The 24,844-nt window shown below is 66.6% G+C and carries 22 protein-coding genes; 9 read left to right on the top strand and 13 right to left on the bottom strand.

The genetic code is table 11. The features are described 5' to 3' along the window. Nucleotides 1-238: 238 nt before the first annotated feature. The 3 genes from U4Z31_RS03410 to U4Z31_RS03400 form a co-directional block, all read right to left on the bottom strand. A complete protein-coding gene (locus U4Z31_RS03410) occupies nt 239-1,078 on the bottom strand; it encodes a branched-chain amino acid ABC transporter (protein ID WP_321809419.1) in 840 nt (279 codons plus the stop codon). A 270-nt stretch (nt 1,079-1,348) separates the two neighbouring features. Next, complete coding sequence (ispH, locus tag U4Z31_RS03405) at nt 1,349-2,329, bottom strand: 4-hydroxy-3-methylbut-2-enyl diphosphate reductase (RefSeq protein ID WP_044845600.1); 981 nt, start codon at nt 2,327-2,329, stop codon at nt 1,349-1,351. A gap of 2 nt (nt 2,330-2,331) precedes the next feature. Further along, complete coding sequence (locus U4Z31_RS03400; protein ID WP_044845599.1) at nt 2,332-2,787, bottom strand: FKBP-type peptidyl-prolyl cis-trans isomerase; 456 nt, start codon at nt 2,785-2,787, stop codon at nt 2,332-2,334. Between the two features lie 135 nt (nt 2,788-2,922). Between U4Z31_RS03400 and radC the strand changes: the two genes are divergently transcribed. From radC to nadB, 4 genes are all read left to right on the top strand, one after another. Beyond that, nucleotides 2,923-3,696 carry a RadC family protein gene (gene radC, locus U4Z31_RS03395; protein ID WP_321809414.1) on the top strand — a complete coding sequence of 258 codons (774 nt, stop codon included), beginning with the start codon at nt 2,923-2,925 and terminating at the stop codon, nt 3,694-3,696. 238 nt (nt 3,697-3,934) lie between these two features. Beyond that, on the top strand, nt 3,935-4,168 hold the full coding sequence (gene rpmB / locus U4Z31_RS03390; RefSeq protein ID WP_004186391.1) for a 50S ribosomal protein L28: 234 nt from the start codon (nt 3,935-3,937) through the stop codon (nt 4,166-4,168). A 17-nt stretch (nt 4,169-4,185) separates the two neighbouring features. Further along, nucleotides 4,186-4,353, top strand: coding sequence for a 50S ribosomal protein L33 (rpmG, locus tag U4Z31_RS03385; protein WP_006478046.1), 168 nt, complete (start codon nt 4,186-4,188; stop codon nt 4,351-4,353). A gap of 170 nt (nt 4,354-4,523) precedes the next feature. Then, nucleotides 4,524-6,110 carry an L-aspartate oxidase gene (gene nadB, locus U4Z31_RS03380; protein WP_044845597.1) on the top strand — a complete coding sequence of 529 codons (1,587 nt, stop codon included), beginning with the start codon at nt 4,524-4,526 and terminating at the stop codon, nt 6,108-6,110. 92 nt (nt 6,111-6,202) lie between these two features. Here the strand turns inward: nadB and nadC are convergent, their stop codons facing one another. The 6 genes from nadC to purN form a co-directional block, all read right to left on the bottom strand. Continuing rightward, nucleotides 6,203-7,084, bottom strand: coding sequence for a carboxylating nicotinate-nucleotide diphosphorylase (gene nadC, locus U4Z31_RS03375; protein WP_124523875.1), 882 nt, complete (start codon nt 7,082-7,084; stop codon nt 6,203-6,205). Next, the gene (gene nadA / locus U4Z31_RS03370) at nt 7,081-8,217 is read right to left on the bottom strand and encodes a quinolinate synthase NadA (protein ID WP_044845643.1); all 1,137 of its coding nucleotides are present in this window, start codon (nt 8,215-8,217) and stop codon (nt 7,081-7,083) included. Before nadA ends, nadC begins: the two co-directional genes overlap by 4 nt. Before the next feature lie 304 nt (nt 8,218-8,521). Continuing rightward, nucleotides 8,522-9,718: an acyl-CoA desaturase gene (locus U4Z31_RS03365; protein ID WP_124523871.1), complete on the bottom strand. Its 1,197-nt coding sequence runs from the start codon at nt 9,716-9,718 to the stop codon at nt 8,522-8,524. 222 nt (nt 9,719-9,940) lie between these two features. Beyond that, entirely contained in the window at nt 9,941-11,323 is a 1,383-nt protein-coding gene (locus U4Z31_RS03360) for a mechanosensitive ion channel family protein (RefSeq protein ID WP_321809413.1), read from the bottom strand. Between the two features lie 18 nt (nt 11,324-11,341). Next, nucleotides 11,342-12,607, bottom strand: a complete 1,266-nt coding sequence (locus U4Z31_RS03355) for an RsmB/NOP family class I SAM-dependent RNA methyltransferase (protein ID WP_044845593.1) — start codon at nt 12,605-12,607, stop codon at nt 11,342-11,344. Then, entirely contained in the window at nt 12,604-13,266 is a 663-nt protein-coding gene (purN, locus tag U4Z31_RS03350) for a phosphoribosylglycinamide formyltransferase (RefSeq protein WP_124663056.1), read from the bottom strand. The genes U4Z31_RS03355 and purN overlap by 4 nt, the downstream gene beginning before the upstream one ends. Nucleotides 13,267-13,388: 122 nt before the next feature. Between purN and U4Z31_RS03345 the strand changes: the two genes are divergently transcribed. From U4Z31_RS03345 to dut, 5 genes are all read left to right on the top strand, one after another. Further along, entirely contained in the window at nt 13,389-14,381 is a 993-nt protein-coding gene (locus U4Z31_RS03345) for a bifunctional riboflavin kinase/FAD synthetase (protein WP_044845591.1), read from the top strand. A 102-nt stretch (nt 14,382-14,483) separates the two neighbouring features. After that, nucleotides 14,484-17,321 (top strand): isoleucine--tRNA ligase, encoded by a 2,838-nt coding sequence (gene ileS / locus U4Z31_RS03340; RefSeq protein ID WP_321809412.1) that lies wholly within the window; start codon nt 14,484-14,486, stop codon nt 17,319-17,321. 2 nt (nt 17,322-17,323) lie between these two features. Next, a complete protein-coding gene (lspA, locus tag U4Z31_RS03335) occupies nt 17,324-17,824 on the top strand; it encodes a signal peptidase II (RefSeq protein ID WP_044845589.1) in 501 nt (166 codons plus the stop codon). A gap of 67 nt (nt 17,825-17,891) precedes the next feature. Then, nucleotides 17,892-19,103 carry a bifunctional phosphopantothenoylcysteine decarboxylase/phosphopantothenate--cysteine ligase CoaBC gene (gene coaBC, locus U4Z31_RS03330; RefSeq protein ID WP_321809411.1) on the top strand — a complete coding sequence of 404 codons (1,212 nt, stop codon included), beginning with the start codon at nt 17,892-17,894 and terminating at the stop codon, nt 19,101-19,103. A 55-nt stretch (nt 19,104-19,158) separates the two neighbouring features. Further along, nucleotides 19,159-19,605, top strand: a complete 447-nt coding sequence (gene dut / locus U4Z31_RS03325; protein WP_044845587.1) for a dUTP diphosphatase — start codon at nt 19,159-19,161, stop codon at nt 19,603-19,605. Nucleotides 19,606-19,668: 63 nt separating this feature from the next. Here the strand turns inward: dut and U4Z31_RS03320 are convergent, their stop codons facing one another. From U4Z31_RS03320 to clpS, 4 genes are all read right to left on the bottom strand, one after another. Continuing rightward, a complete protein-coding gene (locus U4Z31_RS03320; protein WP_044845586.1) occupies nt 19,669-20,439 on the bottom strand; it encodes a membrane protein in 771 nt (256 codons plus the stop codon). Nucleotides 20,440-20,591: 152 nt separating this feature from the next. Then, nucleotides 20,592-21,971: an amino acid permease gene (locus U4Z31_RS03315; protein WP_321809410.1), complete on the bottom strand. Its 1,380-nt coding sequence runs from the start codon at nt 21,969-21,971 to the stop codon at nt 20,592-20,594. A 103-nt stretch (nt 21,972-22,074) separates the two neighbouring features. Beyond that, nucleotides 22,075-24,375, bottom strand: a complete 2,301-nt coding sequence (clpA, locus tag U4Z31_RS03310; RefSeq protein WP_044845584.1) for an ATP-dependent Clp protease ATP-binding subunit ClpA — start codon at nt 24,373-24,375, stop codon at nt 22,075-22,077. Further along, nucleotides 24,372-24,686, bottom strand: a complete 315-nt coding sequence (clpS, locus tag U4Z31_RS03305) for an ATP-dependent Clp protease adapter ClpS (RefSeq protein ID WP_006398529.1) — start codon at nt 24,684-24,686, stop codon at nt 24,372-24,374. Before clpS ends, clpA begins: the two co-directional genes overlap by 4 nt. Nucleotides 24,687-24,844: the final 158 nt, after the last annotated feature.

The raw sequence follows: 24,844 nt of genomic DNA, 5'->3' as shown, positions 1-24,844 counted from the left end.
GAGGATCTGCTGGACGAAAATATCCATTTAAAGCTCCTTGGCCCATGCTGCCGGAGGACGTTGCGCCCCGCGGGTAAGCGAGGAATCGCGCCTTCGCGGCGACACTGCGGGTACTAGTCGATACCGGTAAGGGTGGATCGCCCCGGCGCGCGCCGCCCGGCCTGTACGGCCGGACCTGCCGCCGGAACGGATACAGAAACGACACCGCACTGTTCCGGTGCCATCATGAGTCCCGTCGCTAAATCGTCACGACATCGAGGACGGTGTACTTGGCCTCCTTGAAGTCGTAGGGCAGCGTGCCGCAACGGCCGGTGTCCGGTTGCCCGAACGCCATGCCTTTTTCCGTCCGGGCCGGGGCGAACCCCGCGTCCGGGCAGATCAGGTTCCGCGCCGCGTCGCCCGCGGGCTCGACCACCTTGACGGCGCACATGCCGATGTCGCCAAGGGTTTGCGCTCCGATGCCGGACGCCGTCGCCTGCGGTGCAAGCGGGCCGTCCGCCGCCACCCGCGCGGCGCCCGAACCGGCATCGCGAAGGTGGCGCCCGACTTTCGTCAGGACTGCGTCGGAATCCGTGAAACGAAGCAGACCGCCCGCCGCGACGCGATGGGTCGCGGCGACACGCTGTTTCGTCGAATCGAAATGAAAGGGAATCAGTGACATCTGCACGTCGCCTGCGTTGCCCCGAAACCCGGGCGCCCGCCGTGCGGCGCGCCCTGCTGCTGCCGCATCATGGCCGGCGGCTCGTTGTCGGGCAATCAGCTTGCCCGTCGCCCGGTCGATGGCAGCGCCGCCGGCGCGTGCTGCCCGCCGTGCCGAATGCATGCCGATCTTCGGACCCTGCGCGTTGATTTCCTCGATCGCCAAACGTGCCCCGTTGTCCTTGTCACTGTCCGATTGCGCAATGCGGCACACCGACCGCGCCGCACGTCCGGTTCCGGCAGCGCGCACGTCGCTGGCCGCCGGTACTGCGGGTGCCGCAGTCTCCCTGCCCGCCTCGTCGTCGCTCTTTTTGCTACAGCCGGCAAGCATTGCAACCGGTGCGGCGACGGACATGGCGTCAGCCAACTTCACATGCATCGAGTAGGTCTCCCGCGCCTTGCCAAAACCCGATTTCAAAGCCATTCCGGCCTGAAAACGGGCGCATTGTAACTCCATTTATAGGCCGCCAATAATCCTGATTCGATGGGGTTTTCCTGCATTGCAACCAATTTTGAGAAGCGGCTACGCGCGGCGATAGCAACCGGGTTGCACCATTGCTGTGAACAATGGTTGCATCTCGTTTTCGCGACGCAAAAAAAAGCGCGCCGGGAGGCGCGCTTCGGGGGTATCGCAGGTGCGATGCGGCAATCAGGCGGCGGGCGGCAGGTTGAGCCCGCGCGGCAGCGGAAACGACACGTTTTCCTCGATGCCGTCGAGGGCGCGGACATTGCGCACGCCGAGCTCGCGCAGCCGCGCGATCACGGCCTGGGCGAGCACTTCCGGCGCCGATGCGCCGGCCGTCACGCCGATGCGGCGCTTGCCCGCGACCCAGGCCGGATCGATCTGATCGGGCGCGTCGACCATGTACGCGGCCACGCCGCGCTTCTCGGCCACTTCGCGCAGGCGGCTCGAATTCGAGCTGTTCGGGCTGCCGACGACGATCACGACGTCGCACTGCGGCGCCATGAACTTCACCGCATCCTGGCGGTTCTGCGTCGCGTAGCAGATGTCCTGCTTCTTCGGCTCGCGGATCTTCGGATACTTCGCCTTCAGCGCGCCGATGATCTCGGCCGCGTCGTCGACGGACAGCGTCGTCTGCGTGACGAGCGCGATGCGCTCGGGATCGGCGAGTGCGAGCTTCTGCACGTCCTCGACGCTTTCGACGAGATGCATGCCGCGCTCGACCTGCCCCATCGTGCCTTCGACTTCCGGGTGGCCCTTGTGGCCGATCATCACGATGTCGACGCCGTCCTGGCGCATCTTCGCCACTTCGACGTGCACCTTCGTGACGAGCGGGCAGGTTGCGTCGTAAATACGCAACCCGCGCACGTCCGCCTCGTCGCGCACGGCCTTCGACACGCCGTGCGCGCTGAAGATCACGGTGTTGCCGGCCGGCACTTCCTCGAGTTCCTCGACGAAGATCGCGCCTTTCTTCTTCAGATCCTCGACCACGTACTTGTTGTGGACGATCTCGTGACGGACGTAGATCGGCGCACCGTGCATCGCGATCGCGCGCTCGACGATCTCGATTGCGCGATCGACCCCTGCGCAGAAGCCGCGCGGCTGGGCCAGCAGGATTTCGGCATCGGCGGCGACGGTCTGCCCGGACAGCGTATCGGTGGTGCTCATGATTACAGGATTCCGATGATTTTCACTTCGAACGTGAGCGCTTGGCCCGCGAGCGGATGATTGAAGTCGAACAGCGCCGAGGTTTCGCTGACTTCCTTCAGCACCCCTGCATAGCGGCCGCCGTCCGGCGCGTTGAATTCGATCAGCTCGCCCGGCGTGAAATCGTCGCCGACCATCCCGTTCTCGCGCAGCGTCGACAGCGTCACGCGCTGGAGCATGTCGGGATTGCGGGGACCGAACCCCTGCTCGGGCGTTAGCTGAAAAGTCGAATGGTCACCGACCCTGAGCCCGAGCAGAATCTGTTCCAGCGAGGGCGCCAGTTGCCCGGCGCCGAGCAGCAGCGTGGCGGGCTTGTCGGAGAAGGTGTTGACGATGTCGGCGCCGTCGGCCAGTGCCAGCCGGTAATGCAGCGTGACATGGGAACCGGGCTTCACTTCGGATAGATCGATGATGCTCATGAATGACTCGTGTTCGTCGGCGCCCGAACTGGCCGAAAGGCCCGGCGCAAAGCCAATATTGTAAGTCACCTGAGCGCGCAAGGCTGAAAGTGCGACGACGTCGCGCACACGGCCGCCGCCAATGGAGTTTCGATCATGCCGTCATCCTCTCTCGCCGTCGCGCCGGCCGAATGCCGCGACACCGCCGACCCACCGGCCGCTGCGCCGGGCCGCGTCGTCCCGATCCGCCTGCGCAAGCGCCGCCCGGCCGACTGGCGCCCCGAGCGGCCGCGCGAACGGCTGCTGGAGCGCGGGCCCGCCGCACTGACCGACGACGAACTGATCGCGCTGCTGCTCGGCACGGGCAAGCCCGGGCACGATGTGTTCGTCACCGCCCGCGCGCTGGTCAGGCAGTTCGGCACGTTGCGCGGCCTGCTCGAGGCGACCTCCGGCGACTTCGAGATGCACCCTGGCATCGGTCCCGCGCGCTCCGCACGGCTCGTCGCGGTCACCGAGATCGCGCGGCGCATGCTGGAGGAGAAGGCGCACGCGCGCTTGCAGATCGATTCGCCCGGCGCCGTCGAGGATTGCCTGCGGCTGAAGATCGGCTCGCGCCCGCACGAAGTATTCATTGCGGTGTACCTCGACGCCCGCAACGGCCTGATCGACATGGAGGAAATCACGCGCGGCTCGCTGACGCGCATGGCCGTCTATCCGCGCGAGGTCGTGCGCCGCGCGCTGCAGCAGAACGCCGCGGCGCTGATCGTCGCGCACAATCATCCGTCGGGCGCGGTCCAGCCGAGCGCGGAGGACCGCCGCCTGACGCGGGTGCTGAAAGACGCGCTCGAACTCGTCGACGTGCGGCTGCTCGATCACGTCGTCGTCGGCACCAGCGATACATTTTCGTTCGCGCGCGCCGGTTGGCTGTAGACTGTGGCCCGGCGACCCGCCCCACGGGCGCCGCAACGACGATGCGAAATTGGGTTTGATTTTTCTGAACTTTTTCTGCTAGAATCGTCGTCTGTCTTTTTTCCAACCAGTTCTAGCCATCGAAGGGCCTTGTCTTTACAGGCTTCGGCGTTCTGAGTGCAGCCATGGATCACGTGGCAGTACGATGGAACCTTCATCGGCGATCGAACCCCGAATTTAGCGTATTAGGAGTGCTCTCATGGCACGCGTATGCCAAGTAACTGGGAAAGCGCCGATGAGCGGCAACAACGTTTCCCACGCCAACAACAAGACGAAGCGCCGCTTCCTGCCGAACCTGCAAAACCGCCGGTTCTGGGTGGAGAGCGAAAACCGCTGGGTGCGCCTGCGCGTCTCGAACGCCGGCCTGCGCCTGATCGACAAGAACGGCATCGATTCCGTGCTCGCTGACCTGCGCGCACGCGGCGAAGCCTAAGCCCAAGGAGCACAATCATGGCAAAAGGCGCACGCGACAAGATCAAGCTTGAGTCGACCGCTGGTACGGGTCACTTCTACACGACCACGAAGAACAAGCGCAACATGCCGGAAAAGATGGCGATCAAGAAGTTCGATCCCGTCGTCCGCAAGCATGTGGAATACAAAGAAACCAAGATCAAGTAATCTCCGGTTTCTGCCAGCCTGACGGCGACCGAAAAGCCCCGCACATGCGGGGCTTTTTGTTTTGCGCGGTTTCGCGCGCACGCTCGGGCCCGACGCGGTATGCTCTCCCCTTTCCGCGGCCAAAGTCGACGGAACGCACAAGATCTAAAGCGTAACGATGGAGATGCAGCATGAAATTCGACGTGGCGATCGTCGGCAGCGGCCTGGCAGGGCTGTCGGTCGCACTCAACCTGGCCAGCACGCGACGTGTCGCGCTGATCGCGAAACGTTCGATGATGGAGGGGGCAAGCGATAACGCGCAAGGCGGCATCGCGGCCGTCCTCGATTCGGCGGACAGCATCGAGAACCACGTCGACGACACGCTGGTCGCCGGCGGCGGGCTGTGCGACGAAGGCGCGACTCGCTACATCGTCGAGCATGGCCGCGAAGCGATCGAATGGCTGATCTCCCAGGGCGTGCCGTTCACGAAGGACGATGCGGCCGAACTCGGTTTCCACCTGACGCGCGAAGGCGGCCACAGCCACCGCCGGATCATCCACGCGGCCGACGCGACCGGCCATGCGGTGCTCGCGACGCTGTCCGACCGCGCACGCCAGCATCCGAACATCACGTTCTTCGAAAACCACCATGCGATCGACCTGATCACGTCGGACCGGCTCGGGCTGCCCGGGCGCCGCTGTCACGGGCTGTATGCGCTCGACGTCGACAACGACCGCACGATCACGATCGAGGCGCCGCACACGGTGCTCGCGACCGGCGGCGCCGGCAAGGTCTACCTGTACACGACGAACCCCGACACCGCGACCGGCGACGGCATCGCGATGGCGTGGCGCGCGGGCTGCCGCGTGTCGAACATGGAATTCATCCAGTTCCACCCGACCTGCCTGTTCCATCCGTATGCGAAGTCGTTCCTGATTTCGGAGGCCGTGCGCGGCGAAGGCGGCCTGCTCAAGCTGCCGGACGGCACGCGCTTCATGCCCGCACACGATCCGCGCGCGGAACTCGCGCCGCGCGACATCGTCGCGCGCGCGATCGACTTCGAGATCAAGAAGCGCGGGATCGACTGCGTGTATCTCGACATCAGCCACCAGCCGGAAGCGTTCCTGCGCGAGCACTTCCCGACGATCCATGCGCGCTGCCTCGAATTCGGCATCGACATCGCGAAGCAGCCGATTCCGGTCGTGCCGGCCGCGCACTACACGTGCGGCGGCGTCGTCACCGATCTCGCGGGGCGCACCGATCTCGCGGGCCTGTATGCGGTCGGCGAGACGTCGTATACGGGGCTGCACGGCGCGAACCGGCTCGCGAGCAATTCGCTGCTCGAATGCCTCGTGATCGGCCGCGCGGCGGCCGAGGCGATCGAAGCGGCCGGCTTCGACGCTGCAACGCCGGCCAAGCTGCCCGCATGGGACGAAAGCCGCGTGTCGGATGCGGACGAGGAAGTCGTCGTCGCGCACAACTGGGACGAACTGCGCCGGCTGATGTGGAACTATGTCGGCATCGTGCGTACCGACAAGCGTCTCGAGCGCGCGAAGCACCGCTTGTCGCTGCTGCGCGACGAGATCCACGAGTACTACGCGAACTTCCGCGTGACGCGCGACCTGCTCGAGCTGCGCAATCTCGTCGACGTCGCGACGCTGATCGTGAAGAGCGCGTACTCGCGCCGCGAAAGCCGTGGGCTGCACTACAGCCGCGACTGGCCGCACACGCTGCCGAAGGCGCTGCCGAGCGTGCTCACGCCCCGCTCGCGCCGCTGACCGGTACGCCCTTCCCGGCTGCCGCCGCACAAAAAAAGCCGCTGGCGTCATGCGCGCCAGCGGCTTTTTTCGTCAGACGGTATGTCGCGCGGTCAGTCGACGATCCGCATCGAGTAGTCGGTCGCGCGCACGTCCTTCGTCAGCGCGCCGATCGAGATACGGTCGACGCCCGTCTCCGCGAACGTGCGCACCGTATCGAAATTGACGCCGCCCGACACTTCGAGCACGGCCTTGCCGGACGCGATGCGCACTGCCTCGCGCATCATGTCGAGCGTGAAGTTGTCGAGCAGCACCGACTGCGCGCCATGCGCGAGCGCCGTATCGAGCTGCGCGAGCGTCTCGACTTCGACCTGCACCGGCACGCCTGATTCGAGCGCGAACGCCGCATCGAGCGCTTCGCCGACACCGCCGGCAGCCGCGATGTGGTTTTCCTTGATCAGGATGCCGTCGTACAGCGCCAGACGCTGGTTCTCGCCGCCGCCGACCCGCACCGCGTACTTCTGCGCGAGCCGCAGGCCCGGCAGCGTCTTGCGCGTATCGAGGATCTTCGTGCGCGTGCCTTCGACGCGATCGACGTAACGACGCGTCGCGCTCGCGACGCCCGACAGCAGCTGCAGGAAGTTCAGTCCGTTGCGCTCGGCCGTCAACAGCGCGCGCGCCGGCCCTTCGAGTTCGCAGACGGTCGAATCCGGCGCCATCCGGTCGCCTTCGCGATAGCGCCACTGCACGACGATCGACGGATCGATTCGCGCGATGACGGCCTCGAACCACGGCACGCCGCACAACACGGCTTCCTCGCGCACGATGATGCGCGCACGGCGCCGCTCGCCGGCCGGCACGAGCCGCCCGGTCTGGTCGCCGGTGCCGACGTCTTCGGCGATCGCATCGGCGACGTTGCGCGCGATCGCTTCGTCGAACGCCGCGCCGTATTGTGCGCGGACGGCTTCGAACAGCGGAGAGACTGCGCCGGTCATGCGGCCCCCACGTTCGCGAACAGTTGCTGATCGCGCTGCAGATCGCCGCTCGCTTGCACGCGCTTCTTGTGCGCCGCGGCGAAATCGAGCATCCGGTCGATCGGCAGACGCGCGCGCGCGCCGATCGCCGGATCGACGAAGATCTCGTTGTGACCGCGCTCGAGCACGTCGGCGAGGTTCGCGAGGCCGTTCATCGCCATCCACGGGCAATGCGCGCAGCTCTTGCAGGTCGCGCTGTTGCCGGCCGTGGGCGCGGCGATGAAGGTCTTGCCGGGCGCCGCGAGCTGCATCTTGTGCAGGATGCCGAGGTCGGTCGCGACGATGAAGTGCGTCGCGTCGAGCTTCACGGCGGCATCGATCAGCTGGGTCGTCGAGCCGACGACGTCCGCCTGCGCGACGACGTTTTCCGGCGACTCCGGATGCACGAGCACCTTCGCGTCCGGATATTCGGCACGCAGCAGGTCGAGCTCGATGCCCTTGAATTCGTCGTGGACGAGGCACGAACCCTGCCACAGCAGCATGTCCGCGCCGGTTTTCTTCTGGATGTAGCTGCCGAGATGGCGATCGGGTGCCCAGATGATCTTCTCGCCCCGCGCGTGCAGGTCCGCGACGATTTCGAGGCCGATCGACGACGTGACCATCCAGTCCGCGCGGGCCTTCACGGCGGCGCTGGTATTCGCGTAGACGACGACGGTGCGATCGGGATGCGCATCGCAGAACGCGGAGAATTCGTCGACCGGGCAACCGAGATCGAGCGAGCAGGTCGCGTCGAGATCGGGCATCAGTACGCGTTTGCCGGGGCTCAGGATCTTCGCGGTTTCGCCCATGAAGCGTACGCCGGCGACGACGAGCGTCTGCGCGTCGTGGTCGCGGCCGAAACGGGCCATTTCGAGCGAATCGGCGACGCAGCCGCCGGTTTCGTCCGCCAGTTCCTGCAGCTCGGCATCCACGTAGTAGTGAGCGACGAGCACGGCCTTTTCACGTGCGAGCAGCGCCTTGATGCGCGCCTTCAGCGCGGCGCGTTCTTCGGCGGACGGCGCCTCGGGCACTTTGGCCCACGCCTGGCCTACCCCACAGACGGTTCCCGCCGAGACCGGCCGGTCGTACTCGACGGGTTTGATCGTCGATTGCATCTCCATATCTCCTGTCGACCCGAGTTAGCGCTTTAGCGCTTACTCGGGTCCCATGCTTCGCGGTCGACCCGAGTTAGCGCTTTAGCACTTACTCGGGTCCCATGCTTCGCGGTCGGCCAGAGTTAACGCTTCAGCGCTTACTCCAGCCCCATCCCTACGCTCGCCCCGGAGCGGCACGTCAGCGCCGCCCCGAGCCTCATACGAATTCCGGGCTTCCAGTCGCCCTTCGAAAACCGGCCGCCCAAATGAAAAAACCCCGCCAACGCGGGGTTTGTGACGTCCTGAGATTCTAATCGATTTCGAATCAGGCGTAGCGACGCAGGCGCGTCGCGAATTCCTGCAGCGCCTTGATGCCGCTTTGTTCCGCGCGATGGCACCAATCCTGCAATTGCGCGAGCAGCTGTTCGCGCGAAGCGGTCGAGCGATCCCAGATCGCGGCCAGATCCTGGCGCAGCTGGAAGTACGTGTGCAGCTTCTGGCTGTTCGCGAAGATCTCCGGCAGCAGCTTCTTCTGCGGTTCGTCGAGGCCGTCGGCGTCCTTGTGGAACCACTTGCGCGCGCCGCGCATCAGCTGGTACTTCTCGCTCGAGCCGAGTTCCTTCAGGTGCGCGAGCTCCTGACGATAGGCACGCTTCACGGCCTTGCCGTAGCGCGCCATCACTTCGTAGCGGTTCGACAGCACGGCCTGCAGCGTTTCCTGGTCGAGCACCGTCTTCGGCTTGTTCAGGCGCGGCGTCGGTGCAACCTTCTTCACCTTCGCGAGACCGAATGCCGACATGATGCGGATGTACATCCAGCCGATGTCGAACTCGTACCACTTGTTCGACAGCTTCGCCGACGTCGCGAACGTGTGGTGGTTGTTGTGCAGCTCTTCGCCGCCGATCACGATGCCCCACGGGAACAGGTTCGTGCTCGCATCGGCCGAGTTGAAGTTGCGGTAGCCCCAGAAATGGCCGAACCCGTTCACGACACCCGCGGCCCAGAACGGAATCCAGACCATCTGCACGGCCCACACGGTCAGGCCGAGCACGCCGAACAGCGCGACGTCGATCACCATCATCAGGCTCACGCCGAGGATCGGGTACTTCGAGTACACATTGCGCTCGATCCAGTCATTCGGCGTGCCGTGGCTGAACTTGCGCATCGTTTCTTCGTTCTTCGCTTCCGCGCGATACAGTTCGGCGCCTTCGAGGAACACCTTCCAGATGCCGCGCGTCTGCGGGCTGTGCGGATCTTCCTCGGTTTCGCACTTCGCGTGGTGCTTGCGATGGATCGCGGCCCACTGGCCCGTCAGCATGCCGGTCGTCATCCACAGCCAAGCGCGGAAGAAGTGACTCGCGATCGGGTGCAGCTCCAGCGCGCGGTGCGCCTGGCAGCGGTGCAGGTAGACCGTCACGCCGATGATCGTGACGTGCGTGACGGCAAGCGCGAACAGCGCGACCTGCCACCACGAAAAGCGCAGGAGCCCGTGGGAAAGAAAATCGAGCAGGGAATTCAACAAGGCAGTTACCTGTGGTGAGAGCGATGCCGGCGCCGGCCGACGTCATAAAAATGAAAGCATACCGCGTGTAGACCGGAATTTTACTTCAACCGTTCCAAGTCTTTGTAAAAAATGAATATTCTCTTGTCTTGACGCAACGCAAACAGTCCATCGGCGGACCGGGAAAGGCGCGCGATCCGGTTCTGGCCGCAGGCCCCGCCCGATTCGCGCCGTCAGCCGCGTCTACGCGGCCGACGCCCGCCCGTCCACCGACAGGCCATCGGCCACGGGCATGCCCTCGGCGACCACGCCGGTCGCGGCGAACCCCTCCGGCAAACCGACCACGCGCACTTCGCGCTGCGGGAACGGAATCGAGATCCCGTGCTCGCCGAACAGCCGCCAGATGTTGCGGTTCACCGACGAACGCACGCCCGACGTGCCCTTCGCCGCATCCTCGATCCAGAAGCCGAGCTCCAGGTCGATCCCGTCCGCGCCGAAGCTGACCAGATACGGCGTCGGCGCCGGCTCAGCGAGCACGCGCGGCACGCCCTTCGCGGCTTCCGCGAGCACCGCGAGCGCCTGCTCGACGTCGCTGGTATAAGCAATCTGCACGGCGACCTTCGCGTAGCCGCGCGTCAGGTACGACGACTGGTTCTGCACGACGTCGGTGATCAGCTTCTCGTTCGGGATCAGCGTCTCGTTGCCGTCGAGGCCGCGCACGACCGTATAGCGCGTGCGGATCTGCGTGACGACGCCCTGGAGCCCGCCGACGCTGATCGCGTCGCCGAGTCGCAGCGAACGGTCGAGCAGGATGATGAAGCCCGACACGTAGTTGCTGGCGATCTTCTGCAGCCCGAAGCCGAGGCCGACACCGACCGCGCCGCCGAACACGCCGAGCACCGTCACGTCGATGCCGACGAGCGACAGCCCGATCAGGATCGCCGCGAACACGAGCAGCGCGCGGCCGATCCGCGACATCACGACCTTCAGGTTCGCGTCGAGCGTGGTGGCGCGCGCGAGGCGCTCCTCGAGCACCGAGCCGAGCCACATCGCGACCATCAGCGTCACGCACACCCACAGCGCGCCGGAGATCACCGACAGCAGCGTGAGGTGCGCATTCGCGACGCGAAACTGCACGCTGTCGAGCCACGCGATCACGTCGCGCTGGATCCCGAGCACCGTCAGCACCATCGCCGCCCACACGATCACCGACACGATCTTCTCGACGATCGACAGCCACGCATGCGTGTGGCCGTCGCGGGCGAACACGCGCCGCGCGAAGAAGAACAGCACGTAGATCAGCCCGATGCCGAACAGCGGCACGAGCGCGAGCGACAGCAGCGACGTCGACATGAACGGGTCGAACCCGAGCTGCGCGGCCAGCACGAACAACCCGCCGAACAGCGGGAACAGCGCGCGCTTCAGGCTCTGCGCCCCGGCGCCCGGCATCCGGCCGGCGGCGCGCCGGCGCGCGTCGATGCGGCCGTGCACGAAGCGCGCGGCCACCCATGCGAAACACAGCGCGCCGACGAGGATCGCCGCCTGCCAGATCATCACCGGCTGGTTGAAGTCGCGGATCACCGACGCGAGCCGGTGCGACAGCAGGCGGTTCTGCAGATTCTCCATCGTCCGTGCGCCCCGCCGTTACTGCGCGGCGCGCCGTTCCAGCACCGCGGCGAAGAAGCCGTCGGTCGCATGGCGGTGCGGCCACAGCGACAGGTAGTCGCCGGTCTCGAGTTCGATGCGCTGGTCGGCCAGCACCTTCTGTGCGGGCACCAGCACGAAGTCCGGATGGTCGGCGAGGAACTGCTCGACGATCGCCTCGTTTTCCGCGTCGAGCACGCTGCAGGTCGCGTACACGAGCCGGCCGCCCTTCTTCACGAGACGCGCGGCGCTCGCGAGGATCGACGCCTGCTTCGGCGTGAGTTCCTCGATCGACGTGCGCGTCTGGCGCCACTTGAGGTCGGGGTTGCGGCGCAGCGTGCCGAGGCCGCTGCACGGCGCATCGACCAGTACGCGGTCGATCTTGCCGGCGAGCCGCTTGATCTTCGCGTCGTGTTCGCTGTCGATCAGCACCGGGTTCACGTTCGACAGCCCGCTGCGCGCGAGGCGCGGCTTCAGCTTCGTGAGGCGCTTTTCCGACACGTCGAACGCATAGAGGCGCCCGGTCGAGCGCATCATCGCGCCGAGCGCGAGCGTCTTGCCGCCGGCGCCCGCGCAGAAATCGACGACCATCTCGCCGCGGCGCGGCGCGACCAGCGAGCACAGCAGCTGGCTGCCTTCGTCCTGCACCTCGATCTGGCCTTCCTCGAACAGCTTCAGGCGCGTGAGCGCCGGCTTGCCGACGACGCGCACGCCTTGCGGCGCGAACGGCGTCTCGCCCGCGTCGATGCCGTTCGCGCGCAGCGCGTCGATCACCTGGTCGCGCGTCGCCTTCTGCGCGTTGGCGCGCAAGTCGAGCGGCGCCGGGTAGTTCAGCGCGGCGGCGAGCTGCGCGAGTTCCTCTGCGTCGAAACGGGCCGACAGCGCCTGGTAGATCCAGTCGGGCAGGTTGGTGCGCACGCGCACCGGCAGGCTCGCCGGATCGATCTTCGACACGTGCTCGAGCCACGCGGCCTCGGTGTCGGACACGAACGGCTTCAGCGCATTGCGGCCGAGCGTCTGCATCAGGCCGAGCAGCGTCAGGCGCCGCGCGGGGCTGCCCGTGCCGCTCTCGGCGAGGTGCGAGAACTCCATCTTGCGGCGCAGCACCGCGAACACCGCCTCGGCGATCACGCCGCGCTCGGCGTGGCCGAGCTTCGGGTGCGCACGGAAGAACCGGCTCGTCGTCGCGTCGGCGGGGCCGGTGAACTTCAGCACCTCGGCCAGCAAGGTCTCGGTCTGGCCAATCAGGAATCCGTGCAGCTTCATACGCCCTCGCTCGTTTCGGTATGCGGTTGATCCGCGAAAATCCAGCGCGCCTCTTCCGGCGCGACCACTGCCCTGCCGTTCTCGAGGCGCAGGCGCCCCTCGACGAACCAGCGGACCGCACGCGGATACAGCACGTGCTCGACCGTCAGCACGCGCCGCGCGAGCGCGGCCGCGTCGTCGCCCGCGCGCACGGGCACCGCGCCCTGCGCGACGATCGCGCCGCTGTCGAGTTCGGGAATCACGAAATGCACGCTCGCGCCATGCAGCGCGACGCCGGCATCCAGCGCCTGCTGGTGCGTGTGGATGCCCTTGAAGCTCGGCAGCAGCGACGGGTGGATGTTCAGCAGCCGGCCCTCATATCGTCTGACGAAATCGGGCGTAAGGATGCGCATGAAGCCGGCAAGCACGACGAGATCGGGCGCGAAGCGGTCGATCTCGGCGGCGAGCGCCGCGTCGAAGCTGTCGCGGCCGTCGAACGAACGATGGTCGACCACCGCGGTCGCCACCCCGTGCGACGCGGCAAAAGCCAGGCCGGCCGCGTCGGGCCGGTTGGCGATCACGGCGGCGACCTCGGCCGGCCAGCGTTCCTGCGCGCACGCGCGGACGATGGCCTCCATGTTGCTGCCGCGACCGGAAATCAGGATCACGAGTTTTTTCATCCGCGAATTTTACCATTCGCCCCCGCGTTTCCCCCCTTCTCGGCCGCCGGGCCGCCCGAACGTTTATAATCTTCTGCTTTGCGGCATCCCACCGCCCATTCCCCGACGCTGCATCCGCTATCGTGAAAGTCTTCCGCGGCCTGCCCAACGCCGAGAGCCGCGCGCCGTGCGCGCTGACGATCGGCAACTTCGACGGTGTCCATCGCGGCCACCAGGCCCTGCTCGCGCGCGTGCGCGCGGCAGCGGACGCGCGCGGCCTGCCCGTGTGCGTGATGACCTTCGAGCCGCACCCGCGGGAATTCTTCAACCCGGCCGGCGCGCCGCCGCGCATCGCGATGCTGCGCGACAAGCTGGAAGCGCTGCGCGAGCATGGGGTCGACCGTGTCGTCGTCGAGCACTTCAACCATACGTTCGCAAGCCAGTCGCCGCAGGCGTTCGTCGAGCGCACGCTGGTGAACGGGCTGCACACGCGCTGGATGATGGTCGGCGACGATTTCTGCTACGGCGCGAAGCGCGCGGGCACCTTCGACACGCTGAAGGCGGCCGGCGAGCAGTACGGCTTCGAGGTCGAGCAGATGGGCACGGTCGCCGGCAGCGACGGCACGCGCATCTCCAGCTCGGGCGTGCGCGCCGCGCTCGCGGCGGGCGATCTCGACGCGGCCGCGCAGGCGCTCGGCCACGGCTACGCGATCAGCGGCCACGTCGCGCACGGGCTGAAGCTCGGCCGCGACCTCGGCTTCCCGACCCTGAACCTGCCGATCGCGCACAAGCGGCCGGCGCTCGCGGGCATCTTCGTCGTGCAGGTGCACGGCCTGGGCCCCGCCCCGCTGCCGGGCGTCGCGAGCCTCGGGCTGCGCCCGACCGTCGACGATTCCGGCCGCGTGCTGCTCGAAGTCCACCTGCTCGACTGGCACGGCGACGCGTACGGCAAGCTGATCCGCGTCGAATTCCTGAAGAAGCTGCGCGACGAGGCGAAGTTCGACGATCTCGAGGCGCTGTCGCGCGCGATCGCGCTGGACGTCGCGAATGCACGTGCGTACTTCGTCGAGCGCGACCGCGCGCCGGGCAGCCGCACGACCGGCTTCTCGACCTCGGCGACCGACCGAATTAGCTGATCCGGCCGGCGGCGCCCCGCGCCGCACCCTCGCGCCGCCGACCCGCGCGCATCCCCGATTCACGACGCACGAGCGTCCCCCGATTTAGATAGCGATCCCATCATGAGCAACAAGAAAGCCGATTCGAAACCGCAGGCCAAGTATCCGGTCAACCTGCTCGACACGCCGTTCCCGATGCGCGGCGACCTGCCCAAGCGCGAGCCGCAGTGGGTCAAGGAATGGGAAGAGCGCGGCATCTACGAGAAGATCCGCGCGGCCAGCCAGGGCCGGCCGAAGTTCATCCTGCACGACGGCCCCCCGTATGCGAACGGCGACATCCACCTCGGTCACGCGGTCAACAAGATCCTGAAGGACATCGTCGTCAAGTCGCGCAACATGGCCGGCTTCGACGCGCCGTACGTGCCGGGCTGGGATTGCCACGGCATGCCGATCGAGATCCAGATCGAGAAGCAGTTCGGCAAGTCGCTGCCGGCGGCCGAAGTGATGAGCAAGGCGCGCGCGTACGCGACCGAGCAGATCGAGAAGCAGAAGGTCGGCTTCAAGCGTCTCGGCGTGCTCGGCGACTGGGCGAACCCGTACAAGACGATGAACTTCGTCAACGAGGCGGAAGAAATCCGCGCGCTCGGCAAGATCATCGAGAAGGGCTATGTGTATCGCGGGCTGAAGCCGGTGAACTGGTGCTTCGACTGCGGCTCGGCACTCGCCGAGGCGGAAGTCGAGTACAAGGATCGCACCGACCCGACGATCGACGTGATGTTCGCGTTCGCGGAACCGGAAAAGACCGCGCAGGCGTTCGGCCTGCCGGCACTGCCGCGCGCCGAGGGCGGCATCGTGATCTGGACCACGACGCCGTGGACGATCCCCGCGAACCAGGCGCTGAACCTCCATCCGGAAATCGTCTACGCGCTGGTCGACACCGAGCGCGGGCTGCTGATCATCGCGGAAGAGCGTGTCGAAGCCTGCATGACCGACTTCAAGCTGACCGGCCGCGTCGTCGCGACCGCGCCGGGCGTGAAGCTCGCCAACCTGCGCTTCCACCACCCGCTCGCATCGGCCCACCCCGGCTACAAGCGCACCGCGCCCGTCTACCTCGGCGACTACGTGACGACCGACACCGGTACCGGCGTCGTGCACTCGTCGCCCGCCTACGGCATCGAGGACTTCCAGTCGTGCAAGGCGCACGGGATGACCGACTCGGACATCATCAACCCGGTGATGGGCGACGGCCGCTACATCGAATCGCTGCCGCTGTTCGGCGGCCTGTCGATCTGGGACGCGAACCCGAAGGTCGTCGACGCGCTGCGCGAGGCCGGCTCGCTGCTGCGCAGCGAGCACTACAAGCACAGCTACATGCACTGCTGGCGTCACAAGACGGCGATCATTTACCGTGCGACGTCGCAGTGGTTCGCCGGCATGGACGTGACGCCGCGCGACGGCGGCAAGACGCTGCGCGAAACCGCGCTCGAAGGCATCGACGCCACCGCGTTCTACCCGTCGTGGGGCAAGCAGCGCCTGTTCAGCATGATCGCGAACCGTCCCGACTGGACGCTGTCGCGCCAGCGCCAATGGGGTGTGCCGATGGCGTTCTTCGTGCACAAGGAAACCGGCGAGCTGCACCCGCGCACGCTCGAGCTGCTCGAGGAAGTCGCGAAGCGCGTCGAGCAGTCGGGCATCGAGGCGTGGCAGACGCTCGATCCGCGCGAGCTGATCGGCGACGACGCGAACCTGTACGAAAAGAACCGCGACACGCTCGACGTGTGGTTCGACTCGGGCACGACGCACTGGCACGTGCTGCGCGGCTCGCACAAGGATCAGCTGCAGTTCCCGGCCGACCTGTACCTCGAAGGCTCGGACCAGCACCGCGGCTGGTTCCACTCGTCGCTGCTGACCGCATCGATGATCGACGGCCGCGCGCCGTACAAGGGCCTGCTCACGCACGGCTTCACGGTCGACGGCGAAGGCCGCAAGATGAGCAAGTCGCTCGGCAACGGCATCGACCCGCATGAAGTCGCGAACCGTCTCGGCGCCGAAATCATCCGCCTGTGGATCGCGTCGACCGACTACTCGGGCGAACTCGCGATCTCCGAGGAAATCCTGAAGCGCGTGACCGAAGGCTATCGCCGCATCCGCAACACGCTGCGCTTCCTGCTCGCGAACCTGTCGGACTTCGACTTCGCGCAGCACGCGGTGCCGGTCGACGAATGGCTCGAGATCGACCGCTACGCGGTCGCGTTCTCCGCGCAACTGCAGACGGAACTGCTCGGCCACTACGAGAAGTACGAATTCCACCCGGTCGTCGCGAAGCTGCAGACGTACTGCTCGGAAGACCTCGGCGGCTTCTACCTCGACGTGCTGAAGGACCGCCTGTACACGAGCGCGGCCGATTCGCGCGCACGCCGCTCCGCGCAGACCGCGCTGTACCACCTGACGCACGGGCTGCTGCGCGTGCTCGCGCCGTTCCTGTCGTTCACCGCGGAAGAAGCGTGGAAGGTGTTCCAGCCGGCCAGCGACACCGTGTTCACGGAAACCTACTACGCGTATCCGGAAGTCGCCGGTGCGGCCGCGCTGATCGAGAAGTGGGCGCTGCTGCGCGACGTGCGCGGCAACGTGACGAAGGCGCTCGAGGAAGCCCGCACCGCGAACCGCATCGGCTCGTCGCTGCAGGCCGAAGTGGCCGTGCATGCGAGCGGCGCGCGCTACGACGCGCTGACGAGCCTCGGCGACGACCTGAAGTTCGTGCTGATCACGTCGGCGGCAACGATCGTGAAGGTCGACGACGAAGCGCAGGAAAGCGTCGACGTGGCCGCGTCGAAGTACCAGAAGTGCGAACGCTGCTGGCACTACCGCGAGGACGTCGGCGCGCACGCCGATCATCCGACGCTGTGCGGCCGCTGCTTCTCGAACCTGTTTGAAAACGGCGAAATCCGGAGCGCTGCGTAAATATGGCGAAAACCCTGTCGAAACCGGCCAGCGGCGCGCTCGCGCCCTGGCTCGGCATTTCGCTGATCGTGATCCTGTTCGACCAGCTGTCGAAGATCGCGATCCTGAAAACGTTCGCGTACGGCGCGCAGCATGCGCTGACGTCGTTCTTCAACCTCGTGCTGGTGTACAACCGCGGCGCCGCGTTCGGCTTCCTGTCGACCGCGAGCGGCTGGCAGCGCTGGGCGTTCACCGCGCTCGGCGTCGGCGCGACGCTCGTGATCTGCTTCCTGCTGAAGCGCCACGGCCACCAGCGGCTGTTCAGCGTGTCGCTCGCGCTGATCCTCGGCGGCGCGCTCGGCAACGTGATCGACCGGCTGATCTACGGCCACGTGATCGACTTTCTCGATTTCCACCTCGGCGACTGGCACTTCCCGGCGTTCAACCTCGCCGATTCCGCGATCACGATCGGCGCGGTGCTGCTGATCTACGACGAACTGCGTCGCGTGCGCGGCTCGCGCTGAGCGCGCATACTCGGTGGCGACGGCCGGCTTCGCGCCGGCCGTTCCGTTTGACCCTTGGAGGCCTGAGTTGGCACACGCAGAACTCGCAGGAAAACACCTCGTTCTCGGCCTAACGGGCGGCATCGCCTGCTACAAGATCGCCGAGCTCACCCGGCTGCTGACGAAGGCAGGCGCGACCGTACAGGTCGCGATGACCGAAGCCGCCACCCAGTTCATCACGCCCGTCACGATGCAGGCGCTGTCCGGCCGGCCCGTCTACATGAGCCAGTGGGACGCGCGCATCGGCAACAACATGGCGCACATCGACCTGTCGCGCGAAGCCGACGCGATCGTGATCGCGCCCGCGTCGACGGACTTCCTCGCGAAGCTCGCGCACGGGTTCGCGGACGACCTGCTGTCGACGCTGTGCGTCGCGCGCGACTGTCCGCTGCTCGTCGTGCCCGCGATGAACCGCCAGATGTGGCAGAACCCGGCCACGCAACGCAATGCCGCGCAACTGCGCGCCGACGGCGTGTCGGTGCTCGGCCCCGATTCGGGCGCGCAGGCGTGCGGCGAAGTCGGCGACGGCCGCATGCTCGAGCCGGAGGCGATCTATGAGGCGATCGTCGCGCACTTCGCGCCGAAGGTGCTCGCGCACCGCCGCGTGCTGATCACGGCCGGCCCGACGTTCGAGCCGCTCGATCCGGTGCGCGGGCTCACGAACCGCTCGAGCGGCAAGATGGGCTTCGCGCTCGCGCGCGCCGCGCAGCAGGCCGGCGCCGACGTGCATCTCGTCGCGGGGCCGGTCGCGCTCGACACGCCGTGGGGCGTGTACCGCCAGGACGTGCAGACCGCGCAGCAGATGTACGACGCGGTGATGCAGGCGGTAGCCGACGCCGACATCTTCATCGCGGTGGCCGCGGTCGCCGACTGGCGCGTCGATCAGCCGGCCGAGCACAAGATGAAGAAGACGGCCGACCGCAAGATGCCGGCGCTCGCGTTCGTCGAGAACCCCGACATCCTCGCGTCGGTCGCCGCGCTGCCCGATCCGCCGTATTGCGTCGGCTTCGCGGCCGAAAGCGGCGACCTCGACGTGCACGGCGACGAGAAGCGCAAGCGCAAGAACGTACCGCTCCTGGTCGGCAACCTCGGCCCGCTGACGTTCGGCCGCGACGACAACGAAGTCGTGCTGTTCGAGGCAGCCGGCCTCACGCGCCTGCCGCGCGCGCCGAAGGACGAACTCGCGCACGTGCTCGTCGCGGAAATCGCGAAGCGCCTGCCGGACAACCGCCTGATCTGATCACCCGCGCGGCGGCCCGCGCCGCCGCGCCCTTCCCGACCGATTCGACGACCGCATGAAACTCGACCTGAAGATTCTCGACGCGCGCATGCGCGACTACCTGCCCGCCTACGCGACCACCGGCAGCGCGGGCCTCGACCTGCGCGCGTGTCTCGACGCGCCCGTCACGCTGCAGCCGGGCGAAACGACGCTGGTTCCGACGGGCCTCGCGATCCACCTCGACGACCCCGGCTACGCAGCGCTGATCCTGCCGCGCTCGGGCCTCGGCCACAAGCACGGGATCGTGCTCGGCAACCTCGTCGGCCTGATCGATTCCGACTACCAGGGCCAGCTGATGGTGTCGACGTGGAACCGCGGCCAGACCGAGTTCGTGCTGAACCCGTTCGAGCGGCTCGCGCAGCTCGTGATCGTGCCGGTCGTGCAGGCGCAGTTCAACATCGTCGACGACTTCGCGCAAAGCGATCGCGGCGAAGGCGGCTTCGGCAGCACCGGCCGTCACTGAACGGCGCAACGCAAAAAGGGGCCTCGCGGCCCCTTTTCTTTCGTCGGTTCGGTCCGGCTTCGCTCACCGCTCGGCCGTCTGCGCGATCCGCGCGGGTACGAGTTCGCGGCGCCGCGCCTGCGCGATGCTCGCGTAGATCACCAGCGCAACCAGCACGCCGAGCAGCACCGCCGACGAGCCGACCGTGCCGAGCGCGAGTCCGCCCTTGGCGACCGGTTTCGTCAGCAGGTCGCCGACCGTCGCCCCGAACGGACGCGTGAGCACGAACGCCGCCCAGAACAGCAGCACGCCGGAAATGCGCGTGAAGTAGTGCGCGAGCACGATCGCCGCGAGCAGCCCGCCGATCAGCAGCGCGCCGCCGCCAAAGCCGAGGCCCGAGCTGTCCGCGAGGAAATCGCCGAGCGCGGTGCCGAGCGTGTTCGAGAACAGGATCGCGATCCAGTACAGCAGTTCGACCTTGCGCGTGCGGATCAGGTCGACCGACAGCGATTCGCCGCTCAGGCGCCACACCGTGAAGATCGCCAGCAGGATCGCGACGAGAATCGACGAGCCGGCCGCGTAGCCGAGGCCGAGCGTACGGTCCATGAAGTCGGACATCGTCGTGCCCGCCGTGCTCGTCGCGACGATCACGGCCCAGTAGATCGCCGGGCGATATTGCGTCGTCCTGAGCTGCGCGCCGAGCGTGACGAGAAAGAAACCGAACAGCAGGATCGAGCTCACCGCATAGCCGACGTTCAGCGTCATCGACAGCAGGTCGCCGCCGGTTTCGCCGAGCGTCGTCGCGCAGATCTTCATGATCCAGAACGCGAGCGTGATTTCGGGAAGTTTGTTCATTCGAACCCCTTTTACAGATAGCGCCGGGCTGGCGTGCGCCGGCCCGGATCGCGGACAGGTTCGAATGTAATCGCCGCCGGCTTAACGGAACCTTAGCGCGGCGGGCGTTGCGATGCCGCGCGGGCTGCAGCCCCACGGCGGGAACGCACGCGTCAGCGCGCGTGCTGGTGCCGATAGTGCAGCGCGTACGCGAGCGTCAGCAGCACGACGAACACGACGCCGACCACCATCGTCATCCGGAATTCGCGCGTGAACGCGGTCGTCAGCAGGATCGCGCCGACGAGCCCGGCACCGAGCAGGCTGCCGAACGGGTGCCCCCACATCCGGAACGCGAGCGCCGGCCCGCGGTACCGCGCGCGAAAGCGCAGGTGCGTGACGAAGATCATCATCCACGTGAACAGCGCGCCGAACATCGCGATCGCCATCATCACGGTAAACGCGGTGTCGGGCGACAGCGCGACCAGCACGGCCGCGACCGCGACGCCGCTGGTCGAGATCCACAGCGCCGCGCGCGGCACGCCGTTGCCGCCGAGCCGGCCGAACACCGCCGGCGCGAGCCGCGCGCGCGACAGGCTGAACATCATCCGCGTCGTCACGTAGAGCTGGCTGTTCATCGCCGACAGCGCCGCGATCAGCAGCACGAAGTTGATCACGCCGGCCGCATACGGCACGTGCGTCGCGGCCATCACTTTCACGAACGGGCTTTCGTCGGTGCCGGCCTGGGTCCAGGGCACGATCGCGAGCATCAGCGACAGCGTCAGCAGGTAGAACAGCACGAGCCGGAACACCGTCGAGCGGAACGCGCGCGTGACCGCGTGCTGCGGATCGCGCGCCTCGCCGGCCGCGATCGCGACCGCCTCGATGCTCATGTAGCTGAAGATCGCGACGATCACCGCGACCCAGGTGCCCCACGGCCCTTTCGGCATGAAGCCGCCGTGCGCGGTGTAGTTCGCGAAGCCGATGCCGGAAGCCGCCGGCGCCGACCACACGAGATACGCGCCGAGCACGATGAACACGACGATCGCCGCGATCTTCAGCAGCGAGAATGCGTATTCGACCGAGCCGTACAGCGTGACGCTCGCCAGGTTCACCGCGATCAGCAGCGCGGAGAAGCCGATCACCCAATACCAGCCGGGCACGGCCGGAAACCAGTACTTCATGAAGACGGCGATCGCGCTGATCTCGGTGCCGATCGCGAACACGACCGCGAACCAGTATGCATAGCGCACGAGAAAACCCGCGAGCGGGCCGACGTAGTGCTCGGCATACGCGCCGAACGAACCGGCCGTCGGATGCGCGACCGTCATTTCCGCGAGCGCGCCCATCAGCAGCAGCGCGATCAGCGCGCCGATCGCGTACGAAACCAGCACGCTGGGGCCGGCGAGCCCGATCGCGAACCCGCTGCCGAGGAACAGCCCCGTGCCGATCGCGCCGCCGATCGCGATCATCGCCATCTGCCCGGACGTCAGCGCATGGCGCAAGCCTTGTTCGCGCGCGACGATGTTGTCGAACGATCGTTGTTGTTGTGTCACTGCGTTACCACTCCCCTGCACCACCATCGCGCCACCGGCGCCAGATAAAACGAAACGGCGCGGAGAACTTCCCGCGCCGTTCGCATGAACCACGAATTATCGCTTATTCGACTTCGACCGCCTCTTCGTTCGGCTTGTGCGGCGGATTCGCCAGCTTGTCGAACGACAACTGCACCTTGTCGTTTTCGTCCACGTCGACCGTCACATGGCCGCCATTGACGAGCTTGCCGAACAGCAGCTCGTCGGCCAGCGCGCGACGGATCGTGTCCTGGATCAGCCGCTGCATCGGCCGCGCCCCCATCAGCGGGTCGAAGCCGTGCTTCGCGAGATGCTTGCGCAACGCGTCGGTGAAGAGCGCGTCGACCTTCTTCTCGTGCAGCTGCTCCTCGAGCTGGATCAGGAACTTGTCGACCACGCGCATGATGATTTCCTCATCGAGCGAGCGGAAGCTGATGATCGCGTCCAGACGGTTGCGGAACTCCGGCGTGAACAGGCGCTTGATGTCGGTCATCTCGTCGCCCGTTTCGCGGCGCGTCGTGAAGCCGATCGTCGCCTTCTGCATCGACTCGGCGCCCGCGTTCGTCGTCATGATGATGATGACGTTGCGGAAATCCGCCTTGCGGCCGTTGTTGTCCGTCAGCGTGCCGTGGTCCATCACCTGCAGCAGCACGTTGAAGATGTCCGGATGCGCCTTCTCGATCTCGTCGAGCAGCAGCACGCAATGCGGCTTCTTCGTGACGGCTTCGGTCAGCAAGCCGCCCTGATCGAACCCGACGTAGCCCGGCGGCGCGCCGATCAGTCGGCTCACCGCGTGACGCTCCATATATTCCGACATGTCGAAGCGGATCAGCTCGATGCCGAGCGTGAACGCGAGCTGGCGCGCCACTTCGGTCTTGCCGACGCCGGTCGGGCCGGAGAACAGGAACGCGCCGATCGGCTTGTCCATCTTGCCGAGGCCCGCACGTGCCATCTTGATCGACGCGGCAAGCGCGTCGATCGCCGGATCCTGGCCGAACACGACGCTCTTCAGGTCGCGGTCGAGCGTCTGCAGCTTGCTGCGATCGTCCTGCGACACGCTCTGCGCCGGCACGCGCGCGATCTTCGAGATGATTTCCTCGATCTCGCTCTTGCCGATCGTCTTCTTCTGCTTCGACTTCGGCAGGATGCGCTGCGCGGCACCCGCTTCGTCGATCACGTCGATCGCCTTGTCCGGCAGGTGACGGTCGGTGATGAAGCGCGCCGACAGTTCGGCCGCGGCCGACAGCGCGCCCGACGAATACTTGACGCCGTGATGCTCCTCGAAGCGCGACTTCAGCCCGCGCAGGATCGCGACCGTCTGCTCGACGGTCGGCTCCGTGACGTCGACCTTCTGGAAGCGCCGCGACAGCGCCGCGTCCTTCTCGAAGATGCCGCGATACTCGGTGAACGTGGTCGCGCCGATGCACTTGAGCGTGCCCGACGACAGCGCCGGCTTCAGCAGGTTCGACGCGTCGAGCGTGCCGCCCGATGCGGCGCCCGCGCCGATCAGCGTGTGGATTTCGTCGATGAACAGGATCGCGTGCGGCCGTTCCTTCAGCTCCTTCAGCACCGTCTTCAGACGCTGCTCGAAGTCGCCGCGATACTTGGTGCCCGCAAGCAGCGCGCCCATGTCGAGCGAATACACCTGCGCGTTCGCGAGGATGTCCGGCACTTCGCCGCGCGTGATGCGATAGGCGAGCCCTTCCGCGATCGCGGTCTTGCCGACGCCGGCCTCGCCGACGAGCAGCGGATTGTTCTTGCGGCGGCGGCACAGCACCTGCACGACGCGCTCGACCTCGGGCTCGCGGCCGATCAGCGGATCGATGCGGCCGTCCTTCGCCATCTGGTTCAGGTTCTGCGTGAACTGCGCGAGCGGGGTTTCCTTCTGCGCATTCGCGTCTTCGCTTTCCGCGTTCGCGTCGGACGACTTCGCGGCTTCGCCGCCGTTCGTCTTCGCGATGCCGTGCGAAATGAAGTTCACGACGTCCAGGCGCGTGACGCCCTGCTGCTGCAGGTAGTAGACGGCGTGCGAATCCTTCTCGCCGAAGATCGCGACCAGCACGTTCGCGCCGGTCACTTCCTTCTTGCCGTTCGACGTCGACTGGACGTGCATGATCGCGCGCTGGATCACGCGCTGGAAACCGAGCGTCGGCTGGGTATCGACATCGTCGGTGCCCGGGACGGTAGGTGTGTTGTCGTGGATGAAATTGCGCAGGTTCTGACGCAAGTCCTCGATGTTGGCCGCACACGCGCGCAACACCTCGGCTGCCGTCGGATTATCCAGCAGGGCCAGCAGCAGATGCTCGACCGTAATGAACTCATGGCGCGCCTGGCGTGCTTCCATGAACGCCATGTGCAGGCTGACTTCCAATTCCTGGGCAATCATGCTTCCTCCATCACGCACTGCAGCGGATGCCCGGCCTGCCGCGCATGGGTAACGACTTGCTCAACCTTGGTCGACGCGATGTCCCGCGTATAGACCCCACAAACCCCTCGCCCTTCGCGATGGACCTTCAGCATGATCTGCGTGGCCGTCTCGCGATCCTTCTTGAAATACTCCTGTACGACCATCACGACGAACTCCATCGGCGTGAAGTCGTCGTTCAGCAGCACCACCTTGTACATCGAAGGCGGCTTGAGCTTCTGCTGCTTGCGTTCCAGGACGGTGCTGTCCTGCTTGTCCGGGATAATCGCCATACACCCATTCTAAACAACTCGGACAGGCCCGCAATCCTGCCGTTACCCGACCGACCGGCCGGTGCCCTCCCTGGTTCCCGACGACCCGCGATCGTCTTCGCACCATACGAAAGCCGGCTGCGGTGCCGGCTTTCACGCGTGGCGCGGAACACGAACCG

The organism is Burkholderia sp. BCC1985, assembly GCF_905339915.1.
Taxonomy (GTDB): Bacteria; Pseudomonadota; Gammaproteobacteria; order Burkholderiales; family Burkholderiaceae; genus Burkholderia.
Note: the sequence above shows the minus strand (reverse complement) of the source record. Positions and strands in the feature narration are given on the sequence as shown.